Raw genomic sequence first — 14,696 nt, 5'->3', positions numbered from 1 at the left:
TTGCATGCGACTTTGTCGGTGCTGCACCCTATAGGGAGCATTACACCCGGTCGGAACAGGTGCAATGCCCACTGATGAGGTGCACGACCCGATCAACAACAAGCTCTTTCAAGGACGCGTACCTCTTGCAGTTCGAATACCTTGACTAGCCCCTGTGCCGCTCAACAAAGCGCGGTGGGCATCAGACCACAATCACGCATACAACCCCGCCATCACTCACCCCGCACACATGCGGGCGCGCGCCCGGCCAACCAGCCGGGCGCGCGCCCTTTCCCACCAACCGCCACGAGGGCGGTAGCCTCACTTGATGAAGCCGAGCGCCTTGACGGCGTCGTACTCTTCCTGGAGAGCCTTGATGTTGTGGTCGATTCCGGCGCGGGTCGCGTCGGAAATCTCGAGGCCGTCGACGACCTGCCACTCGCCACCATCGGAGGTGACGGGGAAGCCGAAGTTCAGGCCGGCGGGGACGCCGTAGTGCGTGCCGTCGGACATGACACCGGCGGTGACCCACTCACCCTCGGGGGTGCCGTGGATCCAGGAGTACATGTGGTCGATCGCAGCGTTCGCGGCGGAGGCGGCCGAAGAGGCGCCACGCGCCTCAATGATGGCGGCGCCACGCTTGGCGACGGTGGGACGGTAGTAGCTGGACAGCCACTCTTCGTCCACCAGCTCGGTCGCGGGCTTGCCGGCAACCTTCGCGAAGGAGACGTCCGGGTACTGGTCGGCCGAGTGGTTACCCCACACGACGACGTCCTTGATGTCGGCGTTCGCGGCACCGGTCTTGTGGGCGAGCTGCGCGATCGCACGGTTGTGGTCGAGGCGCATCATCGCGGTGAAGCGCGAGGCCGGGACGTCCGGCGCAGCGTTCTGGGCGATGGTGGCGTTGGTGTTCGCGGGGTTACCCACGACGAGGACACGCACGTCATCGGCAGCGCCGTCGTTGATGGCCTTGCCCTGGGGGCCGAAGATGCCCGCGTTAGCCTCGAGCAGGTCGGCGCGCTCCATGCCCTTGCGGCGCGGCATGGCACCCACCAGGTACGCGACGTTGGTGCCCTGGAATGCACGGTTGACGTCGTCGAAGATCTCAACGCCGGCCAGGGTCGGGAACGCGCAGTCGTCGAGCTCCATGGCGGTGCCCTCGGCGGCCTTGACGGCCTGGGGGATCTCGAGCAGGTTCAGCTTGACGGGCACGTCCGGGCCGAACAGCTGGCCGGAAGCGATGCGGAACAGGAGGGCGTAGCCGATGTTGCCGGCTGCGCCAGTGACGGTGACGATACGAGGTTCTGCCATGAGTGGCGCTCCTTTACAGTCCTATGGGCTTGTGCCCTTGCAGTCGCGGAATTCCCCGCGCTCTACCTTCTAGGATACGTTGTCCGTCACAGTGTGACCCGGGCACCCAGTCCCAACAGAGCACCCCACCCGCGTGATCTACAGCATACGAGGCCGGTGCTGGGTGTATCATCGGCGCGCTCGGGTCGTACAGTGAGGACATGTCGCGCACTTTCTCTTCGCCCCCGCCCGGCGGCACCGGATCGGAGAAACCCGCCCCTGCCTCGTCCCACATTGACGAGGCCGTGGCCCACTCCCACGACCACGCGCACTCCGCGGGCGGCACGGAAGGTGACCACTCGCACGATCATTCCCACGCGGCGGGAGCCTCGGCCGCGCGCCTGGGGTGGGCGCTCGCAGTGACGGGGACCGTCGTCGTCGCGGAACTGCTCGGTGCCTTTTGGTCCGGTTCCTTGTCCCTGGCGGCTGACGCGGGGCACATGGTCGTGGATGCCTCCGGCCTGGTCGTCGCCCTCATCGCGGCACACCTGACGCGCCGCCCACGCGACGAGAAGCACACGTGGGGGTGGGCGCGCTCCGAGGTCCTGGCCGCCGCCCTGCAGGCCGGCATGCTCCTCATTATCAGCGTCATGGTCGCGTGGGAGGCCGCGTGGCGTCTCACCTCTCCCCCGCCCGTCGAGGCCGGTCCCATGCTCCTCGTTGGCATCATCGGCCTGCTCGCGAACGTCGTCTCACTGCTGATCTTGGCGGGCGGGCGCGACGCGAACCTCAACATGAAGGCCGCGTTCCTGGAGGTCGCAAACGATGCTCTCGGCTCCCTCGCGGTGATCGTCGCAGCAGGCGCAGAATGGGCCTTCGGCTGGACGCGCGCCGACGCGATCGCCTCGCTCCTCATCGCCGTCCTCATGGCCCCGCGAGCGCTCACGCTCCTACGCCGCTCTGTCGCGATCCTCATGGAAGAGACGCCCGCCAGCGTGGATATGGGCGAGCTGCGCACGCACATGATGGGCGTTGACGGCGTTATCGACGTGCACGACCTGCACGTGGCCGCCGTCTCCTCACACCTGGTGACCGTCACCGCGCACGTGACCGTCACGCACGAGGCCGACGGCCCCTCCCGCGACCGCATCGTCCACGCCCTCGGCGAATGCGCGTGCCACCACTTCCCCATCGCGCACTCCACGTTCCAGCTCGAGTGCCCCGAGCACGCCAGCCACGAACACATGGAGCACTAACCCAGGCCTCGTCCCCGCTCACAAACAGCGAGGCGGCGGGAGCGTTAACTCCCGCCAATCCCCCGATGCGTAGCTACAAGAGCCAGAGACTACTTCGTGCGATTCGCGCGGTAGTACTCAATGAGAGCGCGGGTCGACTGATCCTGCGCATCCAGGGCCTCGGTCTACGCGAAGAAGTTCGACAGGAACGAGAGCCTCGTGAACGATCTCAAGGATCGCGCGTGGATCGCGTGCCGTGCTGGCGACATCATCGTCTACCGTGTGCGCAACATTGCCGCGTGAGAGGGCAGACTCCCACCCGCCGCCCGTTCACGATGTCTGCGCAGCTCCGCGAGCGAGCAGCGCTGTGGTGGACGCATACATTCGCCTCACCGTCAGTGCAAGAATGACGGTGACGATCAATGCCCACCCCTGCGCTACGACGACGCTCACCACCCCGCTCTGATACAGCGCGGCCCCAGCGTCTGCCAGGGCGTGAGCGAGGATCGCTCCGAGGATCCACCAGCGGCGAACCCTCCCAGTGAACGCCATCCAGACCAAGACTGACAGGGCAATGTGCAAGGCAATGGCGATGGTACGCTCGCCGATACTCAGCAGGTAGAACGGCGCGGGCGTATTAATGAGCAACTCGAACTGGCGGGCCACGGTATCGCGCTGGGCGTCGGGCAAGCCAGCGAGGAAAGCCTCGCTCGTACCCGCATTGATGATGCTCACCGAGATCACGAGGTTAGAGATCATCGCTGCTCCCCCAAGCAGTATTGCCTCGATACCTCCGTGTCCGATGCCCGCTCCGAGAGCACGCCCAACGTCATCGGGACGCCGGTCGCTCGCTTGCAGAACGGCGAATCCACAGACTCGGCCGAGTTCTTCAAACACCCCGGCCGCGAGCGCGGCATAGATCGTGTACAGCATCGGTTTACTCGGCAGGTTGGGGAGCACAGTGAAGACCAGCGCGTGCAATCCCCCTTCGAGGAGGAGAGCAAAGACAACGAAGACCAGCGCGCCGACGGCGGCAGACCACAGCGAGCAGCCCCATCTGCGCCGAGCGACAACGAGGATGATGATCGGCAGAACAAACGTGGACAGAGCGCTCACACCCATGGATGCCAGGGAAGCCGCTGTCACCATGGAACCCTCGATTCGATACTCACACGACTGCGTCGAACAGCAACCGCATGACTCATGCTATGCCCTTTCTCTTACCACTGTCACCGCATCCTTGTGTGTTGCCCACCCGAGGATTTATCATCTGTCATACACACTCCCACGGTGATGAAGGAGATTCAACGATGAAGCCCCTCGCGATCGCCACAGCGGCATGTCTCCCCCTTGCCCTGTGCTTTCTATCGTCCGCACCCACGCTCGCCGAGTCCGCACCGTCCTCGACAACCGATGTCCTCACGGTGGCCACGTTCAACGCCAGCCTCAACCGAGAGGCGCCGGGGCAGCTACTCGACGACCTCACCACGCCGGACAACGCCCAGGCATCCAACGTGGCGGAAACCATTCAGCGGGTGGATCCGGACATCATTCTGATCAACGAGTTCGACTACGAGGCCAACGCTACCGCGGTTGATCTCTTTCGCACGAACTACCTCGAAGTCCCACACAATGGTGCCCAGCCCGTGTCCTACCCCTACTCTTGGTCGGGTTCGGTGAACACGGGCGTTCCCAGCGGCTTCGACCTGGACGGAGACGGAAGCACAACCGGCCCATCCGACGCCTGGGGCTTCGGCAAGTTTCCGGGCCAGTACGGCTTCGTTGTCTACTCCAAGTACCCGATTAAGAACGACCAGGTTCGTTCTTTCCAACACTTCCTGTGGAAGGACATGCCGGGAGCTCTTCTCCCCACCAAGAGCGACGGCACCAGTTGGTACTCCGACGAGGTGCTCAACGCTTTCCCCCTGTCTTCCAAGACGCACGTGGACCTGCCGATCGATGTTGATGGCACGACGATTCACGTGCTGGCGGCACACCCGACGCCGCCGTCATTCGACGGAGCCGAGCAGCGTAATAAGAAACGAAACTTCGATGAGATCCGCCTGTGGGCCGACTACGTGGCGAACCGGGCCGACTACCTCTATGACGACAACGGAGCGAAGGGAGGCCTGGCCGAGGACGCCAACTTCGTGATTCTCGGGGACTACAACTCGGATCCACTCGACGGGGACTCGTACCCGGGGGCTATTGATCAGCTGCTGACCAGCCCGCAGATCGTCGACACGGCACCGACCTCGCTGGGAGGCACTCGCGAAGCGGAGCTTCAGGGAGGCGCGAACCTGACGCATAGGACGAATCCCGCCTACGATACCGGCGACTTCAGTGACGATCCTCGGCCGGGGAATCTGCGCATTGATTACGTCCTGCCAAATGTCGGCACCCAGGTCGAGGAGGCGGGAGTCTTCTGGCCGACACGCGACGACGAGCTTTTCCGCTTGACCGGTCTCGCCCCATTTCCCACCTCGGACCACCGCTTGGTGTGGTCCAAGCTGCGTTTCCCGCGCTCGCTCACCCCGAGCGAACCGAACCCGAGCACGAGCCAGAGAGAGACACCTTCCCCGTCGGGCGAAGAGCCTAGGCTTGCGAACTCTGGAGCACACTCGGGTCTTCTTGGCGTCGCCATCGGCGTGGGAGCAGGAGGGGCGCTTCTTCTCGCCAGGCAGCGTGCTCGCCTGAGAAGCCAGGCGTAGCACGCTTGTCGGTGCCTCGGGGCATAGTTCCACCCCGAGGCACCAGTTGTGTGCCTCGGGGATTCACGCAACCACACTGCAGAGAAGGCACGGGGGCCGCGCCCCAAGGCGCGGCCCCCACGTGCGGCTACAAGAGCCGGAAACTACTTCTTCGTGCGATTCGCGCGGTAGTACTCGATGAGAGCGCGGGTCGACTGATCCTGCGCATCCAGGGCCTCGGTCGAACCCTCGATGGCGGGGAGGATCTGCTTGGCCAGGACCTTGCCCAGTTCAACGCCCCACTGGTCGAAGGAGTCGATGCCCCACACAGCACCCTCTACGAAGGTGATGTGCTCGTACAGGGCGATCAGCTGACCCAGGACCGACGGGGTCAGGGCCGAGGCCATGATCGACGTTGTGGGACGGTTGCCGGTGAACACGCGGGCGGAGACGATGGCCTCGGGCGTGCCCTCGGCGCGCACCTCCTCGCTGGTCTTGCCGAACGCCAGGGCCTTGGTCTGCGCGAAGAAGTTCGACAGGAACAGCTCATGCATGTCGGCGTCGCCGTCGCCCAGCGCCCAGGTCGGGTTCGCAAACGCGATGAAGTCGGCAGGGACCATGCGGGTGCCCTGGTGGATCAGCTGGTAGAAGGCGTGCTGACCATTGGTGCCGGGTTCACCCCAGAAGACCTCGCCGGTCTCGTAGGTGACGGGGCTGCCATCGCGCCGCACGGACTTGCCGTTGGACTCCATGGTCAGCTGCTGCAGGTACGCGGGGAAGCGGTGCAGGTACTGGGAGTAGGGCAGGACGGCGTGCGTGTCGGCACCCAGGAAGTTCGAGTACCACACGTTGAGCAGGCCCATGAGCAGGGGCACGTTCTTCTCGGGCTCGGTCTCGACGAAGTGGCGATCCATCGCGTTAAAGCCGGCGAGGAAGTCCGCGAAGCCCTCGGGGCCAATCGCGACGGCCAGGGAGGTGCCGACGGCAGAGTCCACAGAGTAGCGACCGCCCACCCAGCTCCAGAAGCCGAAAGCATTGTCCGGGTCGATACCGAACTCGGCAACCTTGTCCAGAGCGGTCGACACGGCGACGAAGTGCTTGGCGATCGCTTCCTTCTCGGAGGCCTCGTCGGTGACGATGCCCCGCTCACGCAGACCGTCCAGCAGCCAGGCACGCACGACCTTCGCGTTCGTGATGGTCTCGAGCGTCGTGAAGGTCTTGGACGCGACGATCACGAGGGTCGTCTCGGGGTCCAGGTCCTTCGTGGTCTCGCCCGCGTCGGTGGGGTCGATGTTGGAGATAAAGCGGCACTCCAGGCCCTCCTGCACGTAGGGCTTCAGGGCCTCGTACGCCATGACGGGGCCGAGGTCGGAGCCGCCGATGCCAACGTTGACGACGGTCTTAACGGGCTTGCCGGTGATGCCCACCCACTCGCCGGAGCGGACGCGGCGGGCGAAGGCGTAGACCTTCTCCAGCACCTCGTGCACGTCGGCGATCGCGTCCTGGCCGTCGACCGTCAGGGAGTCGGTCGTGGGGCGGCGCAGCGCGGTATGCAGGACGGCGCGGTCCTCGGTGACGTTAATGTGCTCGCCCGCAAACATACGGTCGCGCAGGTCCGCCACACCGGTCTGCTCGGCGAGCGCGAGCAGGTGGCCCAGCAGCGTTGGGCACACGAGGTTCTTCGACAGGTCGACGTGCAGGTCGGCGGCCTGGAAGGTGAACTTCTTCGTGCGTTCGGGATCGTCCGCAAACATCTTGCGCAGATCGGGTTCAAAGGTGTCGGCCAGCTGGTCGAGCTTGTCCCACGCGGGGGTCATCGTCGGGTCGATCACGGGGATATCACTCATGAGTGCTCCTGACAGTAGGGATATGTGACTCCCAGTTTAGCGGTCAATGCGCCCTCGGTCACCCTCGTTTTCCCTGACGACGGACGAGGCCGTGGCCCGCAAGCGCTCACGGAACCACGGCCTCGTTCATCCCGGAAAACCCGGGACTGACCCGTTACTCGACGGGATCGTCGATGTGGATGGGGGCTGCCTCGATGCCTGGGTTCTGCAGCGACACAATGCGCTGGACCGGGACGAGGTCGAGCCACCACTGATGGAAGGGGCGGCGATTGACGATGTCCAGGTCGTCGAACATGTGCTTGACTGGGCGCGCCTCGACGGCGTTGCCGACCTGGCCGATGTAGTAGGCGCGGCGGTCGCCGGATTCGAACTGCTCGACAAGCTGATCGAAGGCACGGGCGATCAGGCGCGTGGCGAGCAGACGGTCGTACGGCGAGGGGGCACCGCCCTGCTGCATGTGGCCGAGCGCCTGGTGGCGCACGTCATAGATGCCCTCAGACTCGGCGGTGAACACGTCGGCGAGGAACTCACGGTCGTAGTACCGGGACGCAGACTCGTTGACGAGGGTCAGGAAGAGGCGTCGGCCGGACTTGAAGGAGTTCACCATCCGATCAGCATCCGCGGCGATCTGCTGGAGGGATGGGGACTCCTCGTTGATGTACATGTACTCGGCACCACTGGACAGCGCGCTCATGAGGGTCAGGTAGCCGCAGCGGCGTCCCATCGTCTCGGCGATAAAGCAACGCTTAGAGGCCGCCGCACTCTCCTTGATGCGGTCGATCGCCCACGTGGCGTTGTTGATCGCCGTGTCCGTGCCGATCGCGAGCTCGCAGCCGGGCAGGTTGTTATCGATCGACGCGGGGATCAGCAGCATCGGGATGCGGAAGGCCGGGTAACGGTCCTTCTCGGCCTGGATCGCATGCACGCCCAGGTAGGCGTTCATGCCGCCGATCACCAGCAGCGCGTCAATCTCGTTGCGCTCGATAGCGCGGCCCAGCGCGTAGAACTGCTCAATCGGCGGGACATCGCGCTTCGTGCCCAGCTCCGCGCCGCCCTTGAAGGCCCAGCCTTCGACGTCGGACCAGCTCAGCTCTCGCACGCGGTCGTCCGCCAGACCACTCCACGAACCGTCGACGCCCAGCATCGTCCAGCCACGCGCAATGCCCAGGCGCACGGCGACGCGGGCCGCCGTATTCATGCCGGGTGCCAGACCACCCGCGTGCAGGATCGCGACACGCTTCGAATCGCCCGTCGGTTCGGGAATCAGCTGCGGAGGCGTCGAGAGCAGGTGGTAGATGCCGACCATCGAGGAGAAGGAGGATCCGCGCGACGCCTGGGCAGCAGCGTAGTCGCCCGCGGCGATGAGGTCCTTGACCGCGCGCGTGTCGCGCACCGCCTTCATGAGCGGGACACGAGTAATACGGTTTCGGCGCACACCCAGGATGACGGGCTCGTCCTCAGCGGAGGAGTCGAGGATCTCCTGGACGGCCGCGTAGCCCAGCAGGGTCGACATCCAGCGGTCGTAGGCTGACGGGGTACCGCCGCGTTGCACGTGACCGAGGATCGTCACGCGAGCATCCTCACCCGTGCGCTCTTGGATCGTGTCCGCAATCAGCTGCGTCGACAGCTCGTTTCCATCGCGATCATGCGCGCCCTCGGCGACGAGAACAATTGACTCACGGCGACCGGCCTCGCGGCCCAGGCGCAGGTGCTCGGCCAGGTCGTCCTGCCAGCCCTGGCCCGCCGGATCCTCGGGTGTGAACACGTAGTCAGCACCGCCCGCGACCGCAGCCATGAGGGGCAGGTACCCGCAGTGGCGACCCATGACCTCGACGACGAAGGTGCGCTGGTGCGAGGCCGCCGTGCTGGTGAGCTGGTCAATAGCATCCAGGATGCGATGCAGCGCAGTGTCCGCACCGATCGTCATGTCCGTGCCCACCATGTCGTTGTCGATGGAACCGACCAAGCCGACAATGATCAACGACGGGTGGGCGTCGGCAAACTCCTGCGTAATAACGCCCTCGGAGACCAACTCGGCGACATGCTGAGGCCACTCGCCTCGGAACTCATTCGTACCCGACAGGGAACCATCACCGCCGATGACGACGAGGTGGTCGATACCGTGCTCGAGCAGGTTCGCGGCGGCGCGGTGGCGTCCCTCGTAGGTACGGAACTCAGCGCAGCGAGCCGTGCCGATGACCGTGCCGCCCTCGGCGAGGATCGAGGAGACATCCGACCACTCCATCTTCTTAATGGAGTCGCCGCCGTCGCATGCACCCTGCCAGCCTTCAAGGATCGCATAGGGCTGCGCTCCCCTGGCCAGAGCCGTGCGCACCACTGCGCGAACGGTAGCATTCATACCCTGGGCGTCGCCGCCCGAGGTGAGGACACCGATACGGACTGTGCTCATTGTTCTGCCATCTTTCATTGACGGTGAGGGCCGGGTGGCCCGATGTGCCTATCGTGGTCAATTCTACGTGACATAGGCCTCCGACCACTAGGGCCAAACGCCCAATTACCGAGGAAACGACAAGTGCGCGCCCGCCGAAACCGGCGGGCGCGCACAGGGCGTCGAGCAGGACTTACGCGCTGACTTCCGCACCGTTACGGGCAGCAGAATCGGCCAGATCCTCGGGGCTGACAACGCCCTCGACCGACACGCGGTCCAGGTAGGCCATGCCGTCAAACGCCAGCTCACGGGCGTTCTCCGGGTCGCCCTCGTTACCGATCGAGCCGTGCGCCATGCGATCAATAATGAGCGCGATCGCGCCGTCGCCCGTCACGTTCGTGGCGGTGCCGAAGGAATCCAACGCGATGTAGGTCGCGATCATGAGGGCGACCTGCGCGTCATCGAAGCCCAGCATGGAGCTGAGCAGACCGGTGGCCGCCATGATGGCGCCGCCGGGGACGCCGGGGGCGGCGACCATCGTGATGCCGAGCATGAAGATGAAGCCGACCCACTGGAGGGTGGACACCGTCAGGCCCTGGGTCAGGACAATCGCGAACGCGAAGGAGAAGATCTTCGAGGTTGAGCCAGCCAGGTGGATCGTGGCGCACAGCGGGATGGTGAAGGAAGCAACCGCGTCGGACACGCCATTCTTCTTGGTCTGGCGCAGCGTCACGGGGATGGTCGCAGCGGAGGAGGAGGTGCCCAACGCCGTCAGGTAGGCGGGCATCATCGTAAGCAGCGCCTTGATGGGGTTGCGGCGAGCCACCACGCCGGCGAAGCAGAACTGGGTCAGCAGGATGACGACCTCGAGGACCAGGACCACGACCACGACACGCAGCAGGGTACGGATGATGGAGGCGGCCTCGCCCGTGTAGGTCAGATTCAGGAAGATGCCGAAGATGTGCAGGGGCAGCAGCGGAATGATGATCGTCTCGATGAGGCGCGTAATGATGGCGCGGAACTCGATGAAGCCCTTGCGCAGGACGCCGCGCGGGACCATCGACAGGCCCAGGCCCACCACGAAGGACAGCAGCAGGGCCGTCATAACCTGCAGCGGCGCGGGCATCTCGATCGTGAAGTAGGAATCCAGCGCGCTACCGGGTTCTGCCACCGAGGCCAGCTGCGTGGAGGCGAGCAGACGCGGGAACAGGGAGGCGCACACCAGGAAGGTCAGGAAGCCCGAGAAGAGCGTCGAGCCGTAGGCGATCGCCGTCGTAATGCCCAGCCACTTGCCGGCACCGCGGCCCAGGTCCGCGATAGCGGGGGTCACGAGGCCGATGATGATCAGCGGAATAGAGAAGGACAGGAACTGGCTGAAAATAGCCGAGAACGTCGCGAAGATACGACCGATCTCCACGGGGACCAAATGGTTGCCGCCGACACGGATCGATCCAAGGATAGTCGCAAGGATGATCGCAGCGATCACCCACACAAGAATTCCGGACTTACGCAGGAACGCGCGCATGTGTTTCACCTTGAGATTAGGGACGATGGGTCACCCATAGAATGCCCGACCTTTACGAATTCTTGAATCCGAAACCACGATACGGGATATGCACCACGCATCCCCTCCGCCCCACTCACTGTTGACGAGGCCGTGGTTTCCTGCGTGGATTCAACGATCCCCAGGCTTTCAGCGCACCGCCATCGTCGACACAAAGGGAGCTAGATACCAGATAATCGCGGCGAGAATCACGTACACAATCGCGTCGGCGAGGCGCCCGCGTGAGGCAAACCAGGGTCGCCCGGGCGTCCACAGGCGCACGATCCCCATTCCGACGAGGACTGCGACCAGCAGCATGACCGCCCGATGTCGGTGATCCGTCACAGCCAGAGCGATGACGCCGAGGACACCGCCCGCGCTCAGGGTAGCGCCGAGAAACGCACCCAGTCGTGCGCGCACGGTTGTCTCCTCGTTTTCCACGCCCCCTACCCTAGCGTACGATCCGACACAATCGGTCAGCGATTGCCCTTGTTCCCGCATCCACGGCCCCGGCCTCGAGCCGAAAGAGTGCCACAAAATGACGGCAAGCGGGTTTAGGATAGGACTAAAGGCTTTCCGGCCACACCATATTTTCTCGTCCCAAAGGAGTATTCGAGTGTCTCGTTTCATCGTCGTCGCCCCCGGTTCGTCGGAGGCAGCTGTCCTCGCCACTGACGAGCTGGCCCGCGTTCTCGGTGTCGCCACCGTCAACGCCCTGGCCGGCACGACCGCCACCGACGCGGCCCTGCGCCCCGCCTCTGCCCTGCCCGCAGCGGTCGAAGCCGTCCGTGCAGCCGGCGAGGACGCGCTCATCGCCCCCGCCCGCGAGGCCTCGAACCGCGCCTTCGATCACGTGGCCTGGAACCTGAACCTCGCTGCCTCCACCCGCGCGGGCGTCGTCCTCGCCTTCGACGCCGAGGGCGCCAGCGCCGAGCTGCTCACCGAGGAAATCGCCGCCGCCCGCCTGCGCGCCGAGGCCGCTGCTGCCTCCGTCGTCGCCGTGATCCTGACCGGTGGCACCCCCTCACTCGAGGTCGACGTGCCCGTCCTGACCCTGCCCCTGGGTGAGGACGCCGCCGCCACGCTGCGCGCCGCAGCCACCCCCACGGCCGTCACCCCGCTTGCCTTCCAGGCCGACCTCATCGAGCGCGCCCGCGCCGACCGCAAGCGTATCGTTCTGCCTGAACCCGACGACGACCGCGTCCTCCAGGCCGCCGCCCAGGTCCTCGCCGCCGGCATCGCCGACATCACCTTCGTGGGCGACGCCGACTACGTCGCCAAGCGCTCCGGCGAGCTCGGCCTCGACCTGAGCGCCGCCCAGGTCGTCTCCGTGGACGACCCCGCCTACCTCGAGCGTTACGCCGAGGAGTTCGCGCGCCTGCGCGCCAAGAAGGGTGTCACCCTCGAGCAGGCCCGCAAGAAGGTCACCGACGTGTCCTACTTCGGCACCATGATGGTCCACATGGGCGACGCCGACGGCATGGTCTCGGGTGCCGCCCACACGACCGCGCACACGATCGTCCCCTCCTTCCAGATCATCAAGACCGCCCCCGGCGTCTCCGTCGTCTCCTCCATCTTCCTCATGGCGATGAAGGACCGCGTGTGGGCGTTCGGCGACTGCGCCGTCAACCCCAACCCGACGCCCGAGCAGCTCGCCGACATCGCCGTGACCTCCGCGCGCACCGCCGCCCAGTTCGGCGTCACCCCGCGCGTCGCGATGCTGTCCTACTCGACCGGCACCTCCGGCGCCGGACCGGACGTTGACGCCGTCGTCGAGGCCACCCGCCTCGCCCGCGAGAAGGCCCCCGAGCTGGCCATCGAAGGCCCCATCCAGTTCGACGCGGCCGTCGATGCGGCCGTCGCCTCCAAGAAGCTGCCCGGCTCCGACGTCGCTGGTAAGGCCACCGTTTTTGTCTTCCCCTCGCTGGAAGCCGGAAACATCGGCTACAAGGCCGTCCAGCGCTCCTCCGGCGCGCTCGCCGTCGGCCCGGTTCTGCAGGGCCTCAACAAGCCCGTCAACGACCTGTCGCGCGGCGCCCTCGTCGAAGACATCGTCAACACCGTCGCCCTGACCGCCGTCCAGGCCCAGGGCTGAGCGGGACCCAGGTCCCGGGGTCCGGTTACTATTGTCGCTGACCGGGCCCCGGCCTCGTACATCTCTCTTCCATCTCACCAACACGAAAGGCGAACGCGTGACCTCGTCCTCCGTTCTCGTCATTAACTCCGGTTCCTCCTCCATCAAGTACCAGCTCGTCGATCCCGAGACCGGCGACGCGATCGCCAAGGGCCTCGTTGAGCGCATCGGCGACCCGATGGGCTTCATTAAGCACGCGCACGGCGACGCCGTCACCGAGGAAGAACTGCCGGTTCCCGACCACACCGTCGGCATGCGCGAAGTTCTGCGCCTCTTTGACACCGAGGGTCCGACCCTGGCCGAAGCCGGCATCCTCGCCGTCGGCCACCGCGTCGTTCAGGGCGGCCGCTACTTCGACGGCCCGGCCCTCATCACCGACGAGGTCCGCAACCTCATCGAGGAACTGTGCCCGCTGGCCCCCCTGCACAACCCCGCCCACCTCAAGGGCATCGACGTGGCGCGCGAACTCATGCCCGACGTCCCCCACGTCGCCGTCTTCGACACCGCATTCTTCCAGCAGCTGCCCGCTCGCTCGGCTCTGTACGCCCTGGAGACCGAGACCGCCGAGAAGTATTCGGTGCGTCGCTACGGCGCCCACGGCACCTCCCACCAGTTCGTCTCCCAGGAGATCGCGAAGCTGGAAGGCCGCGACGACCTCAAGCAGATCGTCCTGCACCTGGGCAACGGCGCGTCCGTGTCGGCCGTCAAGAACGGCAAGCCGATCGACACGTCCATGGGCCTGACCCCCCTCGAGGGCCTCATGATGGGCACCCGCACCGGCGACATCGATCCCGCCGTCGTGTTCCACCTGCAGCGCGTCGCCGGCATGAGCGTCGACGAGGTCGACACCCTCTTCAACAAGAAGTCCGGCATGAAGGGCATGACCGGCGAGTCCGACATGCGTTCCGTGTGGGACATGATCCACAACGATGAGGACCCCGAGGCTCAGCAGCGCGCCCGCGTCGCCATGGACGTCTACATCAACCGCCTGCTGAAGTACGTGGGGTCCTACTCCGCCGAGCTGGGCGGCCTGGACGTCATCACCTTCACCGCTGGCATCGGCGAGAACGACGCAGCAGTGCGTCGCGAGCTGGCCGAGGCCCTCGCCCCCTTCGGCGTGAAGATCGACGTCGAGGCGAACAAGGTTCGCTCCGGCGAGCCGCGCGTCATTTCCGCCCCCGACTCGACGGTGACAATCTACGTCTTCCCGACCAACGAGGAGCTGGCGATTGCCCGCCAGGCACTGACCTTCGCCTGATTCTCAGGCCATCACGAGGCCGGGGTTCCCACGTGGTACCCCGGCCTCGGGCGTATCCGTCGCGTAGTTGACTTCCCACCCACACACCGACTACGATCAGAAGTGGTAACGGCGAGCAGGTCCTCGCAGAGTGCCAATCCGCGGGCCCACGGGCGCACACGTTGCGCCGTGGGTCTTTGCGTCTCTCAGTGAGGAGAAACGTGCGGATTATAGGACATGAAGTGTTGCTGGAGGGGCGACTTTTCGGCTTGTTGATGCGGGAAAGTCACTTTTTAGTTGGTCGTGTTTGCCTCGCTCCTGTGAATACTGCATCGTGCCCCGTGTGTGGCTG

10 protein-coding genes are annotated in these 14,696 nt (G+C 65.3%); 4 read left to right on the top strand and 6 right to left on the bottom strand.

The window, feature by feature from the left end:
* Window positions 1–300: 300 nt before the first annotated feature.
* A complete protein-coding gene (locus tag O3932_RS08985) occupies window positions 301–1,290 on the bottom strand; it encodes a malate dehydrogenase (RefSeq protein WP_009057671.1) in 990 nt (329 codons plus the stop codon).
* A 200-nt stretch (window positions 1,291–1,490) separates the two neighbouring features.
* Here O3932_RS08985 and O3932_RS08980 point away from each other — a divergent pair, with 200 nt between their 5' ends.
* Entirely contained in the window at window positions 1,491–2,525 is a 1,035-nt protein-coding gene (locus O3932_RS08980) for a cation diffusion facilitator family transporter (RefSeq protein ID WP_371537857.1), read from the top strand.
* Between the two features lie 309 nt (window positions 2,526–2,834).
* Here O3932_RS08980 and O3932_RS08975 read toward each other — a convergent pair whose 3' ends face one another.
* Window positions 2,835–3,653, bottom strand: a complete 819-nt coding sequence (locus tag O3932_RS08975) for a YhfC family intramembrane metalloprotease (RefSeq protein ID WP_371537853.1) — start codon at window positions 3,651–3,653, stop codon at window positions 2,835–2,837.
* 161 nt (window positions 3,654–3,814) lie between these two features.
* Here O3932_RS08975 and O3932_RS08970 point away from each other — a divergent pair, with 161 nt between their 5' ends.
* Window positions 3,815–5,215 carry an endonuclease/exonuclease/phosphatase family protein gene (locus O3932_RS08970; RefSeq protein WP_371537850.1) on the top strand — a complete coding sequence of 467 codons (1,401 nt, stop codon included), beginning with the start codon at window positions 3,815–3,817 and terminating at the stop codon, window positions 5,213–5,215.
* Window positions 5,216–5,358: 143 nt separating this feature from the next.
* On the opposite strand, the gene pgi is transcribed toward O3932_RS08970, so the two are convergent.
* The 4 genes from pgi to O3932_RS08950 form a co-directional block, all read right to left on the bottom strand.
* Window positions 5,359–7,041, bottom strand: a complete 1,683-nt coding sequence (gene pgi / locus O3932_RS08965) for a glucose-6-phosphate isomerase (RefSeq protein WP_371537847.1) — start codon at window positions 7,039–7,041, stop codon at window positions 5,359–5,361.
* Window positions 7,042–7,195: 154 nt separating this feature from the next.
* Window positions 7,196–9,451, bottom strand: coding sequence for a 6-phosphofructokinase (locus O3932_RS08960; RefSeq protein ID WP_371537844.1), 2,256 nt, complete (start codon window positions 9,449–9,451; stop codon window positions 7,196–7,198).
* Window positions 9,452–9,623: 172 nt separating this feature from the next.
* Complete coding sequence (locus O3932_RS08955) at window positions 9,624–10,955, bottom strand: dicarboxylate/amino acid:cation symporter (RefSeq protein WP_009649125.1); 1,332 nt, start codon at window positions 10,953–10,955, stop codon at window positions 9,624–9,626.
* Window positions 10,956–11,123: 168 nt separating this feature from the next.
* A complete protein-coding gene (locus O3932_RS08950) occupies window positions 11,124–11,393 on the bottom strand; it encodes a hypothetical protein (protein ID WP_034505705.1) in 270 nt (89 codons plus the stop codon).
* Window positions 11,394–11,589: 196 nt separating this feature from the next.
* Here O3932_RS08950 and pta point away from each other — a divergent pair, with 196 nt between their 5' ends.
* Together pta and O3932_RS08940 are read left to right on the top strand one after the other, a co-directional pair.
* Window positions 11,590–13,068 carry a phosphate acetyltransferase gene (gene pta / locus O3932_RS08945; protein WP_314735695.1) on the top strand — a complete coding sequence of 493 codons (1,479 nt, stop codon included), beginning with the start codon at window positions 11,590–11,592 and terminating at the stop codon, window positions 13,066–13,068.
* Window positions 13,069–13,165: 97 nt separating this feature from the next.
* Window positions 13,166–14,365 carry an acetate/propionate family kinase gene (locus tag O3932_RS08940; RefSeq protein WP_371537840.1) on the top strand — a complete coding sequence of 400 codons (1,200 nt, stop codon included), beginning with the start codon at window positions 13,166–13,168 and terminating at the stop codon, window positions 14,363–14,365.
* Window positions 14,366–14,696 lie beyond the last annotated feature (331 nt).

The organism is Pauljensenia sp. 20925_1_25 (assembly GCF_041433955.1).
GTDB lineage: Bacteria > Actinomycetota > Actinomycetes > Actinomycetales > Actinomycetaceae > Pauljensenia.
Note: the sequence above shows the minus strand (reverse complement) of the source record. Positions and strands in the feature narration are given on the sequence as shown.